Below are 21,226 nucleotides of genomic sequence, written 5' to 3'. Positions count from 1 at the left end.
GGCGCCGGCCGGGTGCGCCTCCGGGTGACCGTCGGGGCGCCGGCCGGGCGCGCCTCCCTCTTGCGGCTAACCTCCTTAGCGACCTGGTCGCGGGCGCTCCGGCGGCGTGTGCGGTGCAGCGGGACGAGGGCGCATCGGCGCCGGGCCGCAGCTGTCCCCTGACGGCGCAGTCGTGCAGTCTGCGGCGCAGTCGCGCAGTCGGCGGCGCAGTCGGCGGTGCAGCCGAGGCGCAGACCAGGGCGGCGCGCCTCAGGCCACGTGCGTCCGCGCGACGAGCGGCACGCCCGGCCGGTACGCCAGGTGCACGTGGGATGGCGCCCTCAGCACGACGTAGTCGGCTCGCGCACCGACGCGCAGGTGCCCGACATCGTCGCGCCGCAACGCCTCCGCACCACCGAGCGTGGAGGCGCGGAGCGCTTCGGCCGGCGTCATCCCCATGTCGCGCACGGCCACGGCGATGCAGAACGGCATCGATGACGTGAACGACGAGCCGGGGTTGCAGTCGCTCGCGAGCGCGACGCGCACTCCGGCGTCGAGCAGCCGTCGGGCGTCCGGGTACGGCTGCCGCGTCGAGAACTCGACGCCGGGGAGGAGCGTCGCCACCGTCGTGGACGCGGCCAGCCGGCTCACGTCCGCGTCGGACAGATACGTGCCGTGGTCGACGCTCGCGGCTCCGAGCTCGACCGCCAGGGCGACGCCGTCACCCGGTCCGAGCTGACCGGCGTGGAGGCGGAGCCCCAGACCGCGCGCGGCACCCGCGGTCAGCACTCGGCGCGCCTGCTCGACGGAGAAGGCGCCCGTCTCGCAGAAGACGTCGATCCATCTCGCCAGCGGAGCGCACGCGTCGAGCATGTCGCCCACCACGAGGTCGACGTAGGCGTCCGGGTCGCCTGCGTACTCCGTCGGGACGACGTGTGCCCCGAGGAAGGTGGTCTCCGCCGTCACCTCGCGGGCGAGGCGGAGGATCCGCGCCTCATCGTCCACGGTGAGTCCGTAACCGCTCTTGATCTCGAACGTCGTGGTTCCCTGGGCGTGCAGTTCGTCCACGAAACGGGCGAGGCGCGACCGCAGCTGGTCGTCCGTCGCCTCCCGCGTCGCGGCGACGGTCGACCGTATGCCCCCTGCGGCATACGGCCGACCGGCCATGCGCGCCTCGAACTCGGAGGCGCGGTCCCCTCCGAAGACGAGGTGCGTGTGGGAGTCGACGAAGCCCGGGATGACGGCGGCCCCGGCTGCGTCGTCGACCAGATCGGCGTCCGCGATGGGGGCGCACGCGGCGGGACCCGTCCACGTGACGCGACCGTCCACCTCCAGCAGTGCGGCGTCGCGGACGAGGCCCAGCTCTCCGTCGTGGGCCGGATCGAACGTCACGAGCTCGCCGATGCCGGTCAGCAGCCGGGCCGGCACGGTCAGGCCTCCGTCGCGGCTGGCACCGCCGACTGCTCCTGCATCGGGATGCGGAGGCCGCGCTCGCGGGCGATGTCGGCCGCGTGCTCGTAGCCCGCGTCCACGTGCCGCATGACCCCGGTGCCGGGGTCGTTGGTCAGGACGCGCTCGATCTTCTCTGCGGCGAGGGGGGTTCCGTCCGCGACGACGACCTGGCCGGCGTGGATGCTGCGGCCGATCCCGACGCCGCCGCCGTGGTGGATGGAGACCCAGGTGGCGCCCGAGGCCGTGTTGAGCAGGGCGTTCAGGAGGGGCCAGTCGGCGATCGCGTCGGAGCCGTCCTTCATGGCCTCCGTCTCTCGATAGGGGGACGCCACGGAGCCGGAGTCGAGGTGGTCGCGGCCGATCACGATCGGCGCTGAGAGTTCGCCGCGCGCCACCATCTCGTTGAACTTCAGGCCCGCGAGGTGGCGCTCCTTGTAGCCGAGCCAGCAGATCCGGGCGGGAAGGCCCTCGAAGTGGACCTTCTCGCCGGCCTGGGTGATCCAGCGGCGCAGCTTGTGGTCGTCGGGGAACAGCTCCAGGATCGCGCGGTCGGTGGCCGCGATGTCGGCCGGGTCGCCGGAGAGGGCGGCCCAGCGGAACGGGCCCCGGCCCTCCTCGAACTGCGGGCGGATGTAGGCGGGGACGAACCCGGGGAAGGCGAACGCGCGGTCGTACCCGCCCAGCTGCGCCTCCGTGCGGATCGAGTTGCCGTAGTCGAACACCTCGGCGCCCGCGTCCAGGAAGCCGACCATCGCCTCCACCTGCTTGGCCATGGAGGCGCGCGCGGCGAGCGTGAAGCCCTCCGGGTCGGCGGCGGCGCGGTCGTGCCATTCCTCGACCGTCACGCCCTCGGGGAGGTAGCTGAGCGGGTCGTGCGCGCTGGTCTGGTCGGTGACGATGTCGATCGCGACCCCGCGCCGCAGCAGCTCGGGGAAGACGGTCGCGGCGTTGCCGACCAGGCCGACCGAGAGCGGGCGACGGTCCTCCTTGGCGGCGAGCACGCGGGCGACCGCATCATCGAGATCGTCGGTCAGCTCATCGAGGTAGCCGTGGTCGACACGGCGCTGCAGCCGGGCGCGGTCGACGTCGACGATCAGCACCACGCCGCCGTTCAGGGTGACGGCGAGCGGCTGCGCGCCTCCCATGCCGCCGCACCCGCCGGTCAGCGTGAGCGCGCCGGCCAGCGATCCCCCGAACCGCTTGTCGGCGATCGCCGCGAAGGTCTCGTAGGTGCCCTGCAGGATGCCCTGCGAGCCGATGTAGATCCACGAGCCGGCCGTCATCTGGCCGTACATGGTCAGACCGAGCGCCTCCAGCCGGCGGAACTCGGGCCACGTCGCCCAGTCGCCCACCAGGTTCGAGTTGGCGATCAGCACCCGCGGGGCCCACTCGTGGGTGCGGAACACACCCACCGGCTTGCCGGACTGCACGAGCAGGGTCTCGTCGGGCTCGAGATCGCGGAGCGTGGCCACGATCGCGTCGAACGCCTCCCAGCTGCGGGCGGCGCGGCCCGTGCCGCCGTAGACGACGAGGTCGTCGGGATGCTCGGCGACCTCGGGATCGAGGTTGTTCATGAGCATGCGCAACGGCGCTTCGGTCTGCCAGCTCTTGGCGGTCAGCTCGCTGCCGCGCGGTGCGCGGACGGGACGTGCTCCCTGCATGATGGTTCCTTTCTGGAGGCGGGTTCAGGCCAGCGGGCCGACGACGGACTCGGCGGCGTCGCGAGCGCCGCCGGATGCGACGTAGGCGACGGCCGCCTCGATCTCGGGGGAGAGGTGGCGGTCCGGGCCCGGGCCCGGGACGGTGGCGCGCAGTCCCGCCGTCACGGCGGACGTCGCCGGACCCTGACCGAGCGGCGCACGCAGCTCGGCGCCGCGGGCGGCCGTCATGACCTCGATGGCGAGCACCCGCGCGAGACCGTCGATCGCGCGGCGGAGCTTGCGGGCCCCGGACCAGCCCATCGAGACGTGGTCCTCCTGCATCGCCGACGAGGGGATGCTGTCGGCCGACGCCGGCGCGGCCAGCCGCTTGAGCTCCGAGACGATCCCGGCCGCAGTGTACTGCGCGATCATCAGGCCCGAGTCGACGCCCACCTCGTGGGCGAGGAAGGGCGGGAGGCCCTGGTTGCGCGCCGGGTCGAGGAAGCGGTCGGTGCGCCGCTCGGACATGCTCGCCACGTCGGCGACGACGATCGCGAGGAAGTCGAGCACGTAGGCGACGGGCGCCCCGTGGAAGTTGCCGTTCGACTCGACGCGACCGTCGAGGGTCAGCACCGGGTTGTCGACCGCCGAGGCCAGTTCGCGGGCGGCGACGAGGGAGGCGTGCTCCAGCGTGTCGCGGGCACCGCCGTGCACCTGCGGAGAGCAGCGCAGCGAATAGGCGTCCTGCACGCGCGTGCATTCCGGGCCCTTGTGGCTCGCGACGAGGGGCGACCCGGCGAGGAGGGTGCGGAGGTTCGAGGCGGACGCCGCCTGGCCGGGATGCGGGCGGAGCCGCTGCAGGTCGTCGGCGAAGACCGCGTCGGTGCCGAGCAGCGCCTCCACGCTCATCGCCGCCGCGATGTCGGCTGTGGTCAGGAGGCCGTGGAGGTCGTGGATGGCGAGCGCGAGCATGCCCAGCATGCCGTCGGTGCCGTTGATGAGGGCGAGGCCCTCCTTCTCGGCGAGCACGACCGGCTCGATGCCGGCGGCCGCGAGAGCGTCGGCGGCGTCGAGCAGTTCGCCGTCGACCCGCACCCGGCCCTCGCCCATCGCGGCGAGCGCGCAGTGCGCGAGGGGGGCCAGGTCGCCCGAGCAGCCGAGCGAGCCGTACTCGTGGACGACCGGGGTGATGCCGGTGTTCAGGAGTGCTGCGTAGGTCTCGACGGTGCGCCGCTGGGCTCCCGTGCGCGCCGTCATGAGCGTGGCGAGGCGCAGGAGCATGAGCGCGCGGACGACCTCGCGCTCGACCTCCGGTCCGGAACCCGCCGCGTGGGAGCGGACGAGGCTGGCCTGCAACTGCGCGCGGCGGTCGCCCGGGATGAACGTGGTGGCGAGGGCGCCGAAGCCGGTCGAGATGCCGTAGTGCGGTTCGGTGTCGTCGGCGAGCGCCTCCACGATGGCCCGGGAGGCGTCGACGGCGGTGAGCGCGCCCTCATCGAGGACGACGGGGGCGTCGTGGCGCGCGACGGCGACGACATCGGCGACGGTCAGCGGGGCGCCGCCGACGGTGACGGAGGTCTGAGTGACGAGCATGCACCGATCATCGGTCCGGGGGCGTCCGGCGCGCTTCACCGTTAGGCTCATCGGTGTCCGGGATACCAGACGGTCGCCCGCGCACCACCGCGGTGGGAGGCGCGACCATGGAGCGACGAGAGGAGGCGCGATGAGCAAGGTCCCCGCCGCGGAGAACACCCTCCGCATCCTGGAGCACCTGGCCGTGCAGCGCGGTCCCGTCCCGGCGGCCGGCATCGCGACCGCTCTCGGCCTGCCGCGATCGACCGTGTACCACCTCCTGACCGTGCTGGCCGAGCACGGGTTCGTGCTGCATTTCCCCGAGGCGCGGCGGTACGGCCTGGGTGTGGCCGCCTACGAGCTCTCGAGCGCCTTCTCGCGTCAGGAGCCGCTCAGCCGGCTGGGGCGTCCGATCGTCGCCGCCCTCGTCGATGCCATCGGCGAGTCGGGCCACATCGCCGTGCTCCACGGGCGCGATGTGGTCTACATCGTGGAGGAGCGGGCACGCCGCCGACCGCGGCTCGTCACCGATGTGGGGGTGCGCCTCCCGGCCCACCTGACCGCGAGCGGACGCGCACTCCTCGCGACCCTTCCCGCCGGGCAGCTGCGCGCCCTGTACCCCGACCGCGAAGCGTTCGAGGACCGCACCGGCTCCGGCCCGCACTCGTACCCCGAGCTGAAGCGGATGCTCGCGGAGGTGCGCGAGCGCGGCTATGCGACAGAAGACGGGGACGTCACGCCCGGGTTCGCCTCCGTCGCCGTCTCGGTGCGCGACCACGCGGGCTGGCCCGCGGCCGGGATCGCCGTGACCTTTCCGCGCGACAACGTCCCTGAAGCCAGATGGGAGGCGCTCGCCGCGCAGGTGCGCGAGGCGGCGGCAGAGCTCTCGCGCCGCATCCGCGGCAGCTGAGCGACCAGCCGGCGCGCGAAGTCGACTGCCACATTCACCCCGCCGCGAGCGTCACCTCCGCCTCGTGCCGCGTCCCGTCGCGCAGATACACCACCGAGACGCGGTCGCCGGCCTTGCCCGTCAACTGCACGACCGTCAGCGCGTCGGCGCTGACCGCGGGCGCCCCGTTCAGCTCGGTCACCACGTCGCCCGGCCGCAGCCCGGCCCGCGATGCCGGGCCGCCGGCGACGACCGACTGGACGTACAGGCCGCCTGAGAGCCCCGCGCCCGCGGCGGCGGAGGGAGGCAGCGGCGTCACGCTGATGCCCGCCGTGGGGTAGCTCACCTTGCCGTGCTCGATCAGCTCGTGGGCCACCTCCAAAGCGGTCGTCTCGGGCACGGCGAACCCGATCCCGACGCTGCCGCTGCTCCGCTGCCCGGAGGAGCCCGGAACGGTCGCGATCGCCGTGTTCACCCCGACGAGCCGCCCCTGGCAGTCGACGAGCGCACCTCCCGAATTACCGGGGTTGATGGAGGCGTCGGTCTGGATCGCACCGACCAGCACCGCGTTGCGATCGTCGTCGCTCGGGACGGGCACCGTGCGGCCCAGCGCGCTGACGATGCCGGCCGTCACCGTGCTGGACAGCCCCAGGGGGGCGCCGAGGGCGACGACGGGCTGACCGACCGCGAGGGAGCCGGAGTCACCGGTCGGGATGGTCGGCACCGGATCCTTCTCGTGGACGCGGATGACCGCGAGGTCGGTCTTCGGGTCGCGCCCGACGAGCTCGGCCGGCGCCTCATGGCCGTCGCTGAACCGCACCGAGAGCTTGCCGCCGCGGGTCGCCGGGTAGATCACATGGTTGTTCGTGAGGATGTAGCCGTCGAGGCTGATGACCTGCCCGCTCCCGTTGCTGGTGGAGGGGCCGGTCACGTTCACCGTGACGACGCTCGGGAGCACCCGCGAGGCGACCTCGGCGGCGTCGCACGAACCGCGACCCGACGAGACCGCGATCGCGGTGGCGGCGCCGCCGAGGAAGCCGGCGGCGACGAGTACCAACGCAGCGCCCGCGACGATGAGCCCTGTGCCCCAGCTCCGCACGACGGTTGTCGGGGCCGGAGCCGGCCGGTCGCTTCCCCGGGCCGCAGGCCTGCCACCGTCCGACATGCGCCCTCCTCACGGACGGCGTCAGACTAGCCTCCCGACCGCGCGGGAGGCTAGACCGGCGGTGTCAGGCGCGGTCCGGCGTGCGGTTCTCGGCGCTGACCATCCACGCCAGCTGCTCGAGCCGACCGATGATGGCATGGAGGAGGTCGGCCGAGGTCGGGTCCTCCTCGTCGACGTCGTCGTGCACGGTCCGCATGGTCCGCACGACGCCCTCGAGGCGCTCCGTGATGAGGTCGACCGTCTCGGCGGTGTCCACCTCGCCGTTCGGGAACTCGGGCAGGCTCGTCTGCTCGGCGACCGTGGCACTGCGTCCGTCGGGCGTGGCGTGCAGCGCGCGGAGGCGCTCGGCCACCTCGTCGCTGAACTCGCGGGCGGCGTCGACGATCTCGTCGAGCTGGAGGTGCAGGTCGCGGAAGTTGCGGCCGACCACGTTCCAGTGCGCCTGCTTCCCCTGCAGGTGCAGTTCGATCAGGTCCACGTGGACGCGCTGGAGGTTCTTCGCGAGCTCCTCGGAGGCGACGAAGCCGCGCTCGGCGTGCTCCCGCCGCGTGGAGGCGACCCCCGCGCTGGCGGAACGGCGCACCGCCGAGCTGCGCGGCGCGGCCTTCGCGGCGGTCGTCTTCTTGGCGTCGGTCTTCTCCGCCTTGGTCTGGGTTGCAGCCACAATGGCCCCCTTCGGTGTCCGGTGTCGGTGGGAATCGAGGTCAGCAGGAACGATAGGCCCGCTCGGCCGATCAGGGAACGGGGCGGAGGGCCTTCCCGCGCGCCACCCACTCGAGTCGGCGGAGGGTCTCCGCGTTGCGCACGTGCAGGATCGCGTCGGTGATGGCGTCCGGGATCCGCGTCACGATGCCCGACGCGGGCTCCTCCTCCATGCGCACGATGCAGCCGGAGCCGCGCCGCTGCGCCTCGATCACGACGCGCTCGGTGCCGAACGGGCGCGTCTTCGCCTCCAGGATGACGCGGCTCGGCGGCTCCCAGAGCTCGACGCGGGTCTCGTCGTTCAGCACCAGCGGCCACACGCCGATCGAGTGGTGCAGCCGGGCGCCCGGGTTCGGGTAGCCGCTGTCGGCGGCTCGGAGCCGGGAGGCGCCGACCACCCAGGTCGGGTACACCCACGGGTCGGCGAGCACGGCGAACAGCTGCTCGGGCGTGCAGGCCATGCGGCGGACGTTGACGGACACGGCGGCTCCTCTCGGTTCGGCCTCAGCGGCCGGGGGACAGATCGGGCATCCGGGTGATGCCGAACTCGTGGCGCAGCGCGCTACGCGCCGCGTAGTAGCCGGGAAGGCCGTGGACGCCCGGGCCGGGGGCCGCCGACGACGAGGCGAGGTACAGCCCGCGTCCCGGCATGCGCCACGGCTCCGACGAGAGCACGGGACGGGCGACGAGCTGCTGGAGATCGGGCATTCCCGCCGAGATGTCGCCGCCGCGATAGTTCGGGTCGTACCGCTCCATCTCGACGGCCGTCCTGGTGGAGGTGGCCAGGATGAGGTCGCGGAAGCCCGGAGCGAATCGTTCGATGCGACGGATAACGGCCTCCGTCCGGTCCCGTGTCGAGCCGCGCGGAACGTGCGAGTAGGCCCAGAGCACGTGCTTGCCGGCCGGTGCCCGGGTGGAGTCGAACAGGCTCGGCTGCGACACCAGCACGTACGGGACCGTGTCGTCCCGTCCGGCGGCGACGGCGCGCTCGGCGGCCGCCATCTCGGCGCGGGTCCCTCCGACATGGACGGTGGCGGTCTCGTTCAGAGCCGGATCGGCCCAGGGGACGGGGCCCGACAGCGCGAAGTCGATCTTGAACACGCCGTTTCCATCGCGGAAGCGCGAGATCTTGCGGAGGTATCCGGCCGCCAGGCGGTCCTCGCCGAGACGGACCGCGTGCGCGACGTGCGTGTCGAACAGGATGGCCCGGGCGTCCGGCAACTCGGCCAGGCTCGTCACCTCGGTACCGGTCACGACCTCGCCGCCGTGCGCCTCCAGGTCGGCGATCAGCGCGTCGGCGATCGACTGGCTCCCGCCCACGGGGATCGGCCAGCCGCCGGCGTGGGCGTACACCGCGAGCGTCAGGCCGGCCGCCGCGCCGGCGAGGCTCGGCAGCGGCACCGTCGCGTGGGCGAAGACTCCGGTCAGGAGGGCTCCGGGCTCGTCGGTGCGGAAGAAGGCATCCCACCACGGGCCTCCCTGCGACAGCACGCTCAGGCCGAAGCGGGCGGCGACGAGCGGGTGGCGCGGGACCTGGAGCAGCTGCGACCCGGTGAACTGGGCAACGGCGTCGGCGTCGCGGACGAGCGGCCCGAGCAGCGCCTTCCACGCGGGGCCGTCCACGCCGAGCGCGTCGGCCGTGCGCTCGATGTCGCGGTAGGCGAGCGCGGCCCGGTCCGGGGTGATCGGCTGGCCGTAGGAGGCGGTGGGCACGATGAACGGGATGCGCTCGGCGAGCCCGAAGCGGCGGAAGAAGCCCGAAGCGAAAGCGAGCGGGTGCACCGCCGAGCACTGGTCGTGACGGAAGCCGGGGAGCGTGACCTCCTCGGTGCGGACGCCGCCGCCGGGGGTGGCGTTCCGCTCGTAGACGCGGACCGACAGGCCCGCACGGGCCAGGGTCACCGCGGCCGCGAGCCCGTTCGGGCCCGAGCCGATCACGATGGCGTCGAGGGAGGAAGGGCTCACCCCTCCTGTATACCCCGCCCGTCAGGGAGCGCCACGGGTGCAGCGGCCTCCCGGCGGTGACAGCCCCCTCACAGCCTCCATGCTGTAACGTAGATAGGTCGGCTCTTGACACCGCGCCTGCCGCGCGAATGGGTTTGTAGTCAAGTGGGCCGGTTCCGCACCCGATCGGCGGTGCGGATGATCACGATGTGAACGGCCCCGAGCGATGTTCGACGGGGAATCCCCGGTGCGCTTCTGCGCGCCGCCGCGCACCCGACAGGAACCCAGGAAGAACTCCGCATGCCCCCGTACAAGAAGAACGACCGACGACCGCAGCCGGCCACCGGCAGCCGCAGCCCCAAGCACCGCGGCTACCGCGCCGAGGAGCCCGCCGCCTCCGGCAAGAAGGCCCGCTGGAGCGCCGAGGACCGCGCCAACCGCGCCGGCGCAGCCGACCGCGGCCGTGCCGTCTACGGCAGCCGCGACGGCGCGCCCGCGCGTGGCCGCACCGAGCGCCCGAACTGGGAGCCCCGCGGCAAGGACGCCCGCCGCACCGAGCGCGAGTGGGAGGACCGCAGCGCCCGTACCGAGCGCCCCCGCCGCGAGCAGGAGGAGCGCCCCCGCCGCTCCTCCGGCGACCGCGACGACCGTCCGCGTCGCTCGTTCGACGACCGGGCCGAGCGTCCGCGTCGCTCGTTCGACGACCGCGCTGAGCGTCCGCGTCGCTCGTTCGACCGTGATGACCGGGCTGAGCGTCCGCGTCGCGACGCCGACGACCGTCCGCGTCGCTCCTTCGACCGTGACGACCGGGCCGAGCGTCCGCGCCGCGAGTACGACGACCGTCCCCGGCGCTCGTACGACGACCGGGCCGACCGCCCGCGTCGCGACTCCGACGACCGTCCCCGTCGCGACTTCGGCGACCGGGCCGAGCGCCCGCGCCGCGAGTACGACGACCGTCCGCGTCGCTCCTTCGACCGCGACGACCGGGCCGAGCGTCCGCGCCGCGAGTACGACGACCGCCCCCGCCGCTCCTACGGCGACCGCGACGACCGGCCGCGCCGCTCGTTCGACGACCGCGCCGAGCGTCCCCGTCGCGACTCCTCGTTCTACCCGTCGCGCGACGAGAAGCCGGCGTTCGTGCCGACCGACGACGTCGTGCTCGAGCGCCTCGAGGCCGAGGCCATCCAGGCCGAGGACGTCGACGGTGTGACCTTCGCGGACCTGGGCCTCGGCGGCAACATCGTCCGCGCGCTCGCCGACCTCGGAGCGGAGAAGCCGTTCCCCATCCAGGCGGCGACCCTCCCGGACGTGCTCGCCGGCAAGGACGTGCTCGGCCGCGGCCGCACCGGCTCCGGCAAGACGATCGCCTTCGGCGCGCCGCTCGCCGAGCGGCTCATGCAGCTGTGGGCGGAGTCCGGCAAGTCCGGCGGCAAGCGCCAGCTCGGCCGCTCGCCGCGCGCGCTGATCCTTGCGCCGACCCGCGAGCTCGCCCTGCAGATCGACCGCACCGTCCAGCCGATCGCCCGCAGCGTCGGCCTCTTCACCACCCAGATCTACGGCGGCGTGCCGCAGGGTCGTCAGGTGGGCGCGCTGCAGCGCGGCGTCGACATCGTGATCGGCACCCCGGGCCGCATCGAGGACCTCGTGGAGCAGGGCCGCCTCGACCTCAGCGAGGTGCAGATCACCGTCCTCGACGAGGCCGACCACATGTGCGACCTCGGCTTCCTGGAGCCGGTGCAGCGCATCCTCCGCCACACGGCCGAGGGCGGCCAGAAGCTGCTCTTCTCCGCCACGCTCGACTCGGGCGTCGCCCAGCTGGTCAACGAGTTCCTCGTCGACCCGGCCGTGCACGAGGTCGCCGGGGAGGACCAGGCGTCCTCCACGATCGACCACCGCGTGCTCGTCATCGAGCACCGCGACAAGGGCGCGATCATCGAGCAGCTCGCCGACCGCGACGGCAAGACCCTGGTCTTCGCCCGCACCCGCGCCTTCGCCGAGATGCTCGCCGACCAGCTGGAGGACGCGGGCATCCCCGCCGTCAGCCTCCACGGCGACCTCAACCAGTCGCGCCGCACGCGCAACCTCGAGAAGCTCACGAGCGGCCGGGTCAACGTGCTCGTCGCCACCGACGTCGCCGCCCGCGGCATCCACGTCGACGACATCGACCTGGTCATCCAGGCCGACGCGCCCGACGAGTACAAGACCTACCTGCACCGCTCGGGCCGCACGGGTCGTGCCGGCAAGCAGGGCACCGTCGTGACCCTCATCCCGAAGCACCGCCAGCGCCGCATGAGCGACCTGCTCGGCCGCGCCGAGATCGAGGCCGACTTCGTGCCGGCCGCACCGAACGACGAGGTCGTGCTCACGCTCTCGCAGGTCTGAGCCTGAACACCCGAAACGCCTGCACGGTTCTCCGTGCGGGCGTTTCGCGTTATTCCGAGGCGACCTCGTCGAGGGCGTGGCGGGCCAGCGACGCCATCCGTATGTTGTCGTCCGAGTTCATCGCGAGCGCGGACGCCATCGTGACGACCCAGCCGCGGGCGCGTCGCCAGGTCGCTTCGTCGGGCTGGAGTGCTTCGCGGAACGCCTCCCGCGCGTCGCCGTCGAAGGTCAGCCACGCCGTCGCCACGTCGGTGGCCGGATCGCCCGAGGTCACGTCCCCGAAGTCGAGGACCGCGGCGAGGCCGCCGTTTTCGTCGAGCAGCAGGTTGCCCGGGTGCAGGTCGCCGTGGATGAGGATCGGAGGACCGTCCCACTCGGGGGCGGCGAGGGCGTCCCTCCAGGCGCTGTCGAGAGCCGCGACCTGCATGCGCTCGGAGAGGAGCCGAAGGCGCTGCCGCACGACATCGCGCCTGGTGGAGAGCGGGACTCCGCGCACCGGGTTTCGCGGCGCATCGGGTGCAGGCACGTGCAGCTGCGTGACGAACGCTGCTAGCGGCTCTGCGATCGCCGAGCGCTGGGTCGGCGTGAGGGAGGCGCCGTCGACGCCCTCGAACCAGCGCACGATGCTCCACGGCCAGGGGAAGCGCTCCGAGGGGGCGCCGACCCGTACGGGGACCGGGACCGCGACGCTCACCCGCTGCGCGATCGCCGGAAGCATCTGCTGCTCGTGCTCGATCAGGTGCGCGGCCGCCTCCCGCCTCGGCACGCGGACGGCGAGCTGAGTCCCGAGCCGGTACAGCTGGTTGTCCCAGCCGTCGGACACGAGCTCGAGCGGGCCTGCCAGATCGGGGTGCTGCTCGGCTATCAGCCGCGCGACCAGGTCGGCGTCGGTCGCGATGTCCGCTGGAGGCGTGTCGGGCACCGGACGACGCTAACAGACGGCCCCGACGACCGCACGGGCTCGTGCGGAGCGGGCTAGCTTCCGGGAGGAACGGTTCCGCGCACCGCCCAGGCTCGAGCTCGGAGCTCGAGCGTGCCGTCGGGTGCGAAGGGGAGCGCTTCCCGGAGGCCGGCGCGAAGTCGGGCACGCGCCGGCTCGGTGAGCCGCGCGACGTAGGAAGGCGCGGGTCCCTGACCCCCCAGGAACGGGTTCCAGAACTCCTCGAACCCGGCGTACCGGCGGCTGACCTCGAAGCCGGTGGCGTCGACGTCCACCAGCTGCGAGGTCTCGAAGGCGGCCCACAGGGACTCGGGCGACTCGTAGCCGAATCGGGTCGACTCGTCCTCCGCGTCCGCATCCGGGTCGAGTTCGCGGGCGATCTCCCAGAAGTCGCGGATCAGGTCCATGCGTCCCGCATAGTCCCAGACGTAGGCGCCGATCGTTCCGCCGGGGACCGTCACTCGCTCGAACTCGGCCAGCGCCACGGAGGCATCGGGCACGAAGTTGAGCACGAGTCCCGACACGGTCGCGTCGACCGAGTCCGCCGCGAGAGGGAGGCGCTCCGCGGCGCCCACCTCGAACCGGGCGCGGTCGCCCAGCCGGGCGTCGGCCGAGGCGATGAAGCCGGGCGACGGGTCCACGCCGATCACGAGCGACGGCGAAGTGCTGCTGAGGATCGTCTCGGTGAGGGCGCCGGTGCCGCAGCCCGCGTCCAGCCACCGGAGCGAGGGAGGGAGCGCAAGCCAGTCGATGAAGCGCGGGGCCACGAGCCGGCTCCAGTCGCCCATGAAGGCGTCGTAAGGGGCCCCGTCGCTCCACACGTCCGTCGTCCGGCTCACGCGGCTCACGCTAGCGCCCGGAAGTGCGGGGCGCCAGAGCGGGGATTCGCCGCCGCGCCTCCGGCGCCGGCGGCGCCTGCGCCTACATTCGTGCCGAATGTTGCCGCCGGGGCCGCCAGGCCCCACATTCGTGCCGAATGTTGTCGCCGGGGGCGGCAGGCCCCACATTCGTGCCGAATGTGGCCGCCGGGGCCGCCACGCCCCACATTCGTGCCGAATGTTGCCGCCGGGGGCGGCAGGCCCCACATTCGTGCCGAATCCGTGGGACGCCTCCCACGCCTCGCCCGGCTTCCGCGCCACGCGCTGGCGACATTCGTGCCGAATGCGGCCACCCCGCCGCCACATTCGGCACGAATGTGTCCACCAAGGCCGGGATGCCGCACATTCGGCACGAATGTGTCCGGGCCTCCCGCAGCCAGGCAGGCAGGCAGGCAGGCAGGCAGGCAGGCAGGCCGCGCGGCGTGGCACTGCGCGGGCGCTTCGCTGCGTATCCCCGAGGAACTGCGCAAGAATGCTGCGCCTCTCCCAAAACTCGTGCCCGTTCCGTGTGACAGGCTGGGTTTTCGGAGGACCCATGACTGACACGAACGCCCGCCGCATGCACGCGGTGACCGGTGAGACCCGCGAGCTCGTCGACCTCGTGCTCGACTACTCGCGCCGCCGCATCCTGAGCGAGGACACCCCGCTCGACAAGCCGCTGCCCGAGTACGAGCTCCGCCGCCTCGCCGGCCAGACCGTCTCCGAGAAGGGGATGGGCGCCGAGCGGGCGCTGGCCCTCTTCGAGCACGTCCTGGCGCCCGCGTGCATCACGACGGACCACCCCCGCTACCTGTCGTTCATCCCCACCGCTCCGACCAAGGCCGCGACCGCGTTCGATCTGGTCGTGTCGGCCAGCGCCGTCTACGGCGGCTCCTGGCTGGAGGGGTCGGGCGCCGTCTACGCCGAGAACCAGGTGCTGGCGTGGCTGGCCTCCGAGTTCGGGCTGCCGGCGACCTCGGGCGGCGTGTTCGTCCAGGGAGGCACGCTCGGCAACCTCTCGGCTCTCGTCGCCGCGCGCGACTCCGCGCGTGCGCTGCGCCCGGACTTCGACGGCCGCTGGGTCATCGTGTGCAGCGCGGAGGCGCACTCGTCGATCGCGTCGGCCGCTCGCGTCATGGACGTGGACGTCGTGTCGGTCCAGCCCGGCGAGTCCGGAGTGCTCGGCGGGGAGGCGGTCCGGGCCGCCCTGGAGGAGTTCGGCTCGGCCGTGTTCGCGGTCGTCGCGACGGGAGGCTCGACCAACTTCGGGATCGTGGACGACATCGCCTCCATCGCCGCCCTCAAGGACGAGTTCGACTTCTGGCTGCACGTCGACGGCGCCTACGGCCTGGCCGGGATGCTGTCGCCGCTGGCGCGGGACCGCTTCGCCGGCGTCGAGCGGGCCGACTCCGTCATCGTCGACCCGCACAAGTGGCTCTTCGCGCCGTTCGACGCCTGCGCTCTGATCTATCGCGACCCCGAGGCCGGCCGCCGGGCCCACACACAGCATGCCGAGTACCTCGATACGCTGACGGACACGACCGAGTGGAGTCCCTCCGACTACGCGGCCCACCTCACGCGGCGTGCCCGCGGGCTCCCGTTCTGGTTCTCGCTCGCCACCTACGGCGCGGCCGCGTATCGGGACGCGGTGACCGCCTCCATCCAGCTGGCCGAGCGCATCGCGGAGGAGATCGAGCGCCGCGACGGGTTCCGGCTCGTGCGCCGGCCGCAGCTGTCGGTCGTCGTGTTCGAGCGGGAGGGATGGAGCAAGGAGGACTACTCGATCTGGTCCGCGCGCCTCCTGGAGGAGCAGCGCGCGTTCGTCACCCCGAGCTCGCACGCGGGCCGGCCGAACACGCGCTTCGCGGTGCTGAACCCGCTGACCACGTTCGAGGACCTCGTGGACATCCTCGACACCATGGAGTGACCCCGGGCGACGAACGACCCCGGGCGACGAAAAGGCCCCGCGCCAACCCGAAGCGCGGGGCCATTTTCTGTCGAGGGGGGATGGGGCGTCAGACGATGTCGTCCGACTCGCTCGCCCGGCGCGTGACCCGGTCACCCGTCGCAGGATCGACGGTGGTGCGGGTCGTCGCGACGGAGCTGCGACGCCGGGTGAGCAGGACGACCCCGATGATGATGCCGACGACGCCGGCGATCATCAGGATGTAGCCCACCAGGTGCAGGTCGAGCCAGGCCACCTGGACGTTCAGAGCGAACGCCAGGATGGCACCGACGACGACCAGGAAGATCCCTGCTCCGAGGCTCATACGAGCCGCCGGTCAGACGCGTCGGCTGCCGGTGAGCAGCCTCACCAGCCAGACGATGACGGCGATCACCAGGAGGATGATCCCGACCCAGAGCAGGAAGTTCAGGGACTGTACGAAGCCTCCCGTGAGAAGGAGGATGATCGCGATGATGGCGATGATGATGAGCAGGATGTTCATGGAGAAGTGTCCTTTCCTTGACACGGTCCACCGAACAACTGTTTCATTTGCCTAGTAATCCCCTTGACTCAGCCTCTTTTCAGGTTTAGGCGACTTCTGGGCGGCGATGCGGTCGACGGTCTCGCGCATCCGCACGAGGAACTTGGTCACCGTCTCCGCTTCATCCGGGCTGAGTTCGGCGGTCGCAGCCGCGATCTCCTGCTGGGCGGCCGTCAGTTGCGGACCCGTCTCGCCGAGCGCCGCGGCAGTCGGCACGAGTTCGATGGCACGCTTGTCGGTGCGGCTGGGGCGGCGTTCGACGAAGCCGCCGCGCACGAGGCGGTCGATCAGCGCGCTCGTGGAGGCGCTCGACACCCCGAGGTAGGCGGCGACGTCTTTCGCCGCCGTAGTCCGCCCGGCGGCGGTGTTGTCGAGGATCAGACGCAGCGCGAGCAGGTCGTTGTCGCCGATCCCCATCGCGGATCCGGTCCGGCGGCGCATGGCGGCTTCGGCGGCCCGGTAGACCTGCAGGGCTTCGAGCACTCCGGTGTCCGGTCGCGGCGCTTCCGGTTCGTGCTTCACCCCTCCCAGTCATGCCCGGAGCGCGCGGCAAATCAACGGGGGTGGACGGGACTGTCGGCGGATTCACGGCGTCGAGACGGAGGCGTATGCTCGCGCGGTGGACGAGGACGAGGCGCTGCTGGGTCGCTACGAACTGCGCGAGCGACTCGGCTCGGGCGGAATGGCGACGGTCCGCCGCGCCTGGGACCGGCAGCTGGAGCGCTTCGTCGCGATCAAGCTCTTCGCCTCCGGCACGGCCGTGGACGACGCGCGCCGCCGGACCGAGGCGAGCATCCTCGCCCGGCTGAGCCACCCGCACCTCGTCGCCCTGTACGACGCCCACCTGGCGGGCGAGGGCGACGGCACGCCGAGCTTCCTCGTCATGGAGCTCGTCGCGGGTCCCGACCTCGCGACCCGGCTCGAGTCCGGCCCCCTCCCCGCCGAAGAGGCGGCGGAGGTCGCCATCGGCATCGCGGAGGCGCTCGTCGCCGTGCACGCCGCCGGAATGGTGCACCGCGACCTCAAGCCGGCGAACATCCTCCTCGGCGACCCGGTCGTCCCGGGAGGGCCGCCGGTATTGAAGCTGGCCGACTTCGGGATCGCGCACCTCGTCGGCTCGGAGCGGCTCACCACCGCCGGCACGGTCATCGGGACCGCCGGGTACCTCAGCCCGGAGCAGGTGGGGGGCGGCGAACCGGGTCCGGGCGCCGACATCTACTCGCTGGGACTGGTGGTGCTCGAGACCCTCACGGGCGTGCGGGAGTTCCGCGGAACGCCGATCGAGGCCGTCGCCGCGAGGCTGGTCCGCGACCCGCGCATCCCGGTCTCGCTCCCGGAGGATTGGCGCGGACTCCTCCACGCCATGACGGCACGCGACCCGGCTGCGCGGCCGTCCGCCTTCGACGTGGCCGTGATGGCCCGGGCGATCGCGCCGCAGCTGGCCGGGTGGGAGGCGCCGCTCGCTGGCGAAGCGGCGGCGGTCGGCGAGATCGGGCCCACGGTAGCGATGACCGCTGCCGTGCGCGAGGCCGAACCGCGACCCGCGCGTCGGCGTCGGCTGTTGTCGGCCGCGATCGCCGGCGGGGCCGTGGCCGTCGTCGCCACCGCTCTCGGACTCGGCAGCATGGCCGCCCCGGCGGAGCGGCCGCAGAGCGTCCCGACGTCGCCGCGCCCCGTGCCGACGGTGACAGCGCCTCCCGCCGGCATCGAGCGCGCCTCGGATCAGACCAGGACGGGGCAGATCGCCGATCAATCGGGCGCCGGCGCGGTGCAGCCCGGACAGCCCGCCCAGCAGACGCAGCCCGCGCCTCCCGCACCGCCGGCCGCACCGGCGCCCGTCAATCCCAACAAGGGCCCGGGCAACAACAACGGGAACGGCAACGGCTCCGGCAAGTCCGGCAAGGGCTGAAGACCGGCCGCCGAGGCCCGCCCGTCAGGTGGTCGGGGAGTCGTGTGGTCCGGAGCCCTCCCACCGTGGCGTACTGTCGTGACATGCCCGAGCGACCCCAGAGAGCCGCGATCGTCGTCAATCCCGTCAAAGTCGATGCCCCGGCCCTGCGCCGCGCCCTCGCCGACGCCGAGAAGCGCTGGGGGTGGGAGGAGACGCTCTGGCTCGAGACGACGGCCGAGGACCCCGGCTCCGGACAGACCAGGGAGGCGCTGGAGCAGGGCGTCGACATGGTCATCGCAGCCGGCGGCGACGGCACGGTGCGCACCGTCGCCGAGGAGCTGCGCGGGACGGGAACGCCCATCGCGCTCCTCCCCTCGGGCACCGGCAACCTCCTGGCCCGCAACCTCTCCCTGACGCTCGACGACGTCGGCCACGCGCTCGAGACCGCCTTCACGGGCGACGAGCGCCCCATCGACGTGGGCGTCGCCGAGCTGCGCGAAGGCGACGACGCGACCCGGCGCCACGCCTTCCTCGTCATGGCCGGCATCGGCATGGACGCCCGCATGATCGCCGAGACCGACGACGACCTCAAGGCGAAGGCCGGCTGGCTCGCCTACGTCAAGGCGATCGGCACGGTCCTGCGCGACAAGAACGAGCTGCGGATCCGCTACCAGCTCGACGACGGGAGGGTGCACTCGCTCCGGGCGCACACGGTGCTGATCGGCAACTGCGGCTCCCTCCCGGCGAACATCCTGCTCCTCCCGGACGCCGTGGTCGACGACGGCGAGTTCGACATCGTCGTCCTGCGGCCGGAGGGGTTCCTGGGCTGGGTCCAGGTCATGATCAAGATCTTCTGGGAGAACGGTGTCCTCCGGCGGACGGCCGCCGGGCGCAAGCTCATGGGCGCCGGCCGGGAGGTTCGTGCCCTCAACTACCTCAAGGGCAAGGAGTTCGTGCTCCGGACGGGCCGCTCGGAAGAGGTCGAGCTCGACGGCGACCTCTTCGGCAAGGCGTCAGCGCTGCGCACGTGGGTCGACGCCGGGGCGCTCAGCGTACGGGTTCCGAAGAAGGCGTAGCCGGGCGCCGCGAGGCGGTGACGATCTGCACGAGCGCTCGCCGGAGCGTCTCGCGGTCGTCGACGTCCGGGAAGACCTCGTCCTCCAGCCCGCTCACGGCGTCGAACGCCTCCCGGCCGGCGTCGGTGATCGCCAGCACGTGCCGACGGCGATCGGCCGGGTCCGGGTTGCGCGTCACCAGTCCCTGGCGCTCCAGCCGGTCGACCGTGCGCGACATGGTCTGAGCCTCGACCTGGGCCATCCTCGCCAGGTCGGCCTGCGAGTCGAAACCGAGCTCGAGGAAGTGCAGCACGATCAGGCCTGCGTGCGTCAGGCCGCGCTGCTCGAGAGCGTCCGCCCAGTCGCGCTCGACAGCACGGGAGGCGGCGCCCAGCAGCCGGCCCAGCGGCCAGTTCTCCGGGCGGTGGTCCTCCGCCTCGGCGTGGGCGAGGGAGGCGCGCGGATCGGTCACATCGTCTCGCATGCTTCCTCCCTCCCTCTGCTCCGTCGCGGGTGCGGCTCTCGCCTCAGTCGGTGCCCGAGTCGAAGGCGGCGCCTTCGCTCGAGGCGTCGATCTCGCGGGACAGCACGTCGTCCTGAGGGGATACGTCGAGGTCGAGGATAGCGCGGGCACTGCCCTCTTCGAGCTCCCCGACCAGAGCGCCGGTCGGGCCGCCGATGAGCCCGGCGGCGGCGTACTGCTCGAGCCGCGACCGCGAGTCCGCGATGTCGAGGTTGCGCATCGTCAGCTGGCCGATGCGGTCGGACGGGCCGAAGGCCGCGTTGCCGACGCGCTCCATCGAGAGCTTGTCCGGGTGGTAGCTGAGCGCGGGGCCCGTCGTTTCGAGGATCGTGTAGTCGTCGCCGCGGCGCAGACGGAGGGTCACCTCGCCCGTGATCGCCGAGCCGACCCAGCGCTGCAGCGACTCGCGCAGCATGAGCGACTGCGGGTCGAGCCAGCGGCCCTCGTACATGAGGCGGCCGAGGCGCCGGCCCTCGTTGTGGTAGTTGGCGACGGTGTCCTCGTTGTGGATGGCGTTGAGCAACCGCTCGTAGGCGATGTGGAGGAGCGCCATGCCGGGGGCCTCGTAGATGCCGCGGCTCTTCGCCTCGATGATCCGGTTCTCGATCTGGTCGGACGCGCCCAGCCCGTGGCGGCCGCCGATCGCGTTGGCCTCGAGCACGAGTGCCACGGCGTCGTCGAACTCGGTGCCGTTGAGCGCAACGGGGCGGCCCGCCTCGAAGCACACCGAGACCGTCTCGGGCACGACCTCGACGTCCTCGCGCCAGGCGGCGACGCCCATGATCGGGTCGACGATGTCGAGGCCCGCGTCCAGCTCCTCCAGGCGCTTCGCCTCGTGGGTGGCGCCCCAGATGTTCGCGTCGGTCGAGTACGCCTTCTCGCTCGGGTCGCGGTACGGGAAGCCGCGCGCGACGAGCCACTCGCTCATCTCGGTGCGGCCGCCGAGCTCCTCCACGAACGCCGAGTCGAGCCACGGCTTGTAGATGCGCAGCCGCGGGTTGGCGATGAGGCCGTAGCGGTAGAACCGCTCGATGTCGTTGCCCTTGTAGGTGGAGCCGTCGCCCCAGATCTCGACGCCGTCCTCCATCATCGCCCGCACCAGCATGATGCCGGTGACCGCGCGGCCGAGCGGGGTCGTGTTGAAGTACGTCTTGCCGCCGGAGCGGATGTGGAAGGCGCCGCACTGGAGGGCGATGAGCCCCTCCTCGACCAGCGCGCTCTTCGCGTCGACCAGGCGGGCGATCTCGGCGCCGTACTCCTTGGCCCGGCCGGGCACGCTGTCGATGTCGGGCTCGTCGTACTGCCCGATGTCGGCGGTGTAGGTGCAGGGCACGGCGCCCTTCTCACGCATCCAGGCGACCGCGCACGAGGTGTCGAGACCCCCCGAGAACGCGATGCCGACTCGCTCACCGACGGGCAGACTGCTCAAGACCTTGGACACGCCCTCCAGTTTATCGGCCCGGGCGGTGTGTCCCTCGCGGGGGTGCTGGACGCATTCGTGCCGAATGTGGGCGCGGGGTGGGGTGGGAGCGGGGGGCGGTCGACAGATTCGTGCCGAATGTGGGGGATGGCGGCCGCGGGGGCCACATTCGGCACGAATGTGGGCGCGGGGTGGGGTGGGAGCGGGGGAGGCGGGAAACAGATTCGGCACGAATGTGGGGGATGGCGGCCCCGGGGGCCACATTCGGCACGAATGTGGGCGCGGGGTGGGGTGGGAGCGGGGGAGGCGGGAAACAGATTCGGCACGAA

The 21,226-nt window shown here is 72.5% G+C and carries 19 protein-coding genes; 5 read left to right on the top strand and 14 right to left on the bottom strand.

The window, feature by feature from the left end; all coding sequences use genetic code 11:
- Nucleotides 1–249 precede the first annotated feature (249 nt).
- Genes hutI through hutH form a run of 3 tightly spaced genes read right to left on the bottom strand, consistent with a single transcriptional unit; the run spans nucleotide 250 to nucleotide 4,664 of the window.
- Nucleotides 250–1,407 carry an imidazolonepropionase gene (gene hutI / locus FPT20_RS14490; RefSeq protein ID WP_158866488.1) on the bottom strand — a complete coding sequence of 386 codons (1,158 nt, stop codon included), beginning with the start codon at nucleotides 1,405–1,407 and terminating at the stop codon, nucleotides 250–252.
- A gap of 2 nt (nucleotides 1,408–1,409) precedes the next feature.
- Complete coding sequence (gene hutU, locus FPT20_RS14485; RefSeq protein WP_158866485.1) at nucleotides 1,410–3,092, bottom strand: urocanate hydratase; 1,683 nt, start codon at nucleotides 3,090–3,092, stop codon at nucleotides 1,410–1,412.
- Between the two features lie 24 nt (nucleotides 3,093–3,116).
- The gene (gene hutH, locus FPT20_RS14480; RefSeq protein WP_158866482.1) at nucleotides 3,117–4,664 is read right to left on the bottom strand and encodes a histidine ammonia-lyase; all 1,548 of its coding nucleotides are present in this window, start codon (nucleotides 4,662–4,664) and stop codon (nucleotides 3,117–3,119) included.
- Nucleotides 4,665–4,794: 130 nt separating this feature from the next.
- Here hutH and FPT20_RS14475 point away from each other — a divergent pair, with 130 nt between their 5' ends.
- Nucleotides 4,795–5,553, top strand: a complete 759-nt coding sequence (locus tag FPT20_RS14475) for an IclR family transcriptional regulator (protein ID WP_158866479.1) — start codon at nucleotides 4,795–4,797, stop codon at nucleotides 5,551–5,553.
- Between the two features lie 34 nt (nucleotides 5,554–5,587).
- Here FPT20_RS14475 and FPT20_RS14470 read toward each other — a convergent pair whose 3' ends face one another.
- The 4 genes from FPT20_RS14470 to FPT20_RS14455 form a co-directional block, all read right to left on the bottom strand.
- Complete coding sequence (locus tag FPT20_RS14470; protein ID WP_158866476.1) at nucleotides 5,588–6,697, bottom strand: S1C family serine protease; 1,110 nt, start codon at nucleotides 6,695–6,697, stop codon at nucleotides 5,588–5,590.
- 64 nt (nucleotides 6,698–6,761) lie between these two features.
- Entirely contained in the window at nucleotides 6,762–7,361 is a 600-nt protein-coding gene (locus tag FPT20_RS14465) for a Dps family protein (RefSeq protein WP_158866472.1), read from the bottom strand.
- 70 nt (nucleotides 7,362–7,431) lie between these two features.
- Nucleotides 7,432–7,881: an SRPBCC family protein gene (locus tag FPT20_RS14460; protein ID WP_233265544.1), complete on the bottom strand. Its 450-nt coding sequence runs from the start codon at nucleotides 7,879–7,881 to the stop codon at nucleotides 7,432–7,434.
- Nucleotides 7,882–7,903: 22 nt separating this feature from the next.
- The gene (locus FPT20_RS14455) at nucleotides 7,904–9,364 is read right to left on the bottom strand and encodes a phytoene desaturase family protein (protein ID WP_158866469.1); all 1,461 of its coding nucleotides are present in this window, start codon (nucleotides 9,362–9,364) and stop codon (nucleotides 7,904–7,906) included.
- A 279-nt stretch (nucleotides 9,365–9,643) separates the two neighbouring features.
- Here FPT20_RS14455 and FPT20_RS14450 point away from each other — a divergent pair, with 279 nt between their 5' ends.
- Entirely contained in the window at nucleotides 9,644–11,725 is a 2,082-nt protein-coding gene (locus FPT20_RS14450) for a DEAD/DEAH box helicase (RefSeq protein ID WP_158866466.1), read from the top strand.
- A 49-nt stretch (nucleotides 11,726–11,774) separates the two neighbouring features.
- On the opposite strand, the gene FPT20_RS14445 is transcribed toward FPT20_RS14450, so the two are convergent.
- Together FPT20_RS14445 and FPT20_RS14440 are read right to left on the bottom strand one after the other, a co-directional pair.
- Nucleotides 11,775–12,647, bottom strand: coding sequence for an aminoglycoside phosphotransferase family protein (locus tag FPT20_RS14445; protein ID WP_158866463.1), 873 nt, complete (start codon nucleotides 12,645–12,647; stop codon nucleotides 11,775–11,777).
- 53 nt (nucleotides 12,648–12,700) lie between these two features.
- Nucleotides 12,701–13,504, bottom strand: coding sequence for a class I SAM-dependent methyltransferase (locus FPT20_RS14440; RefSeq protein ID WP_199245831.1), 804 nt, complete (start codon nucleotides 13,502–13,504; stop codon nucleotides 12,701–12,703).
- Between the two features lie 574 nt (nucleotides 13,505–14,078).
- Between FPT20_RS14440 and FPT20_RS14435 the strand changes: the two genes are divergently transcribed.
- Entirely contained in the window at nucleotides 14,079–15,449 is a 1,371-nt protein-coding gene (locus tag FPT20_RS14435) for a pyridoxal phosphate-dependent decarboxylase family protein (RefSeq protein ID WP_158866460.1), read from the top strand.
- Between the two features lie 88 nt (nucleotides 15,450–15,537).
- Here FPT20_RS14435 and FPT20_RS14430 read toward each other — a convergent pair whose 3' ends face one another.
- Genes FPT20_RS14430 through FPT20_RS14425 form a run of 3 tightly spaced genes read right to left on the bottom strand, consistent with a single transcriptional unit; the run spans nucleotide 15,538 to nucleotide 16,530 of the window.
- Nucleotides 15,538–15,792, bottom strand: coding sequence for a DUF6458 family protein (locus FPT20_RS14430; protein WP_158866457.1), 255 nt, complete (start codon nucleotides 15,790–15,792; stop codon nucleotides 15,538–15,540).
- 12 nt (nucleotides 15,793–15,804) lie between these two features.
- Nucleotides 15,805–15,969, bottom strand: coding sequence for a hypothetical protein (locus FPT20_RS17880; protein WP_199245829.1), 165 nt, complete (start codon nucleotides 15,967–15,969; stop codon nucleotides 15,805–15,807).
- Between the two features lie 51 nt (nucleotides 15,970–16,020).
- The gene (locus tag FPT20_RS14425; protein ID WP_158866454.1) at nucleotides 16,021–16,530 is read right to left on the bottom strand and encodes a MarR family winged helix-turn-helix transcriptional regulator; all 510 of its coding nucleotides are present in this window, start codon (nucleotides 16,528–16,530) and stop codon (nucleotides 16,021–16,023) included.
- 97 nt (nucleotides 16,531–16,627) lie between these two features.
- Between FPT20_RS14425 and FPT20_RS14420 the strand changes: the two genes are divergently transcribed.
- Nucleotides 16,628–17,917: a serine/threonine-protein kinase gene (locus tag FPT20_RS14420; protein ID WP_233265543.1), complete on the top strand. Its 1,290-nt coding sequence runs from the start codon at nucleotides 16,628–16,630 to the stop codon at nucleotides 17,915–17,917.
- Between the two features lie 83 nt (nucleotides 17,918–18,000).
- Nucleotides 18,001–18,975 (top strand): diacylglycerol/lipid kinase family protein, encoded by a 975-nt coding sequence (locus tag FPT20_RS14415; RefSeq protein ID WP_158866451.1) that lies wholly within the window; start codon nucleotides 18,001–18,003, stop codon nucleotides 18,973–18,975.
- Here the strand turns inward: FPT20_RS14415 and FPT20_RS14410 are convergent.
- Both FPT20_RS14410 and argG read right to left on the bottom strand, forming a co-directional pair.
- Entirely contained in the window at nucleotides 18,947–19,438 is a 492-nt protein-coding gene (locus tag FPT20_RS14410; protein WP_158866449.1) for a MarR family winged helix-turn-helix transcriptional regulator, read from the bottom strand. The two genes, FPT20_RS14415 and FPT20_RS14410, sit on opposite strands and share 29 nt — an antisense overlap.
- 43 nt (nucleotides 19,439–19,481) lie before the next feature.
- The gene (argG, locus tag FPT20_RS14405) at nucleotides 19,482–20,918 is read right to left on the bottom strand and encodes an argininosuccinate synthase (protein ID WP_158866446.1); all 1,437 of its coding nucleotides are present in this window, start codon (nucleotides 20,916–20,918) and stop codon (nucleotides 19,482–19,484) included.
- Nucleotides 20,919–21,226: the final 308 nt, after the last annotated feature.

The organism is Leifsonia sp. AG29 (genome assembly GCF_009765225.1).
GTDB lineage: Bacteria > Actinomycetota > Actinomycetes > Actinomycetales > Microbacteriaceae > Leifsonia.
Note: the sequence above shows the minus strand (reverse complement) of the source record. Positions and strands in the feature narration are given on the sequence as shown.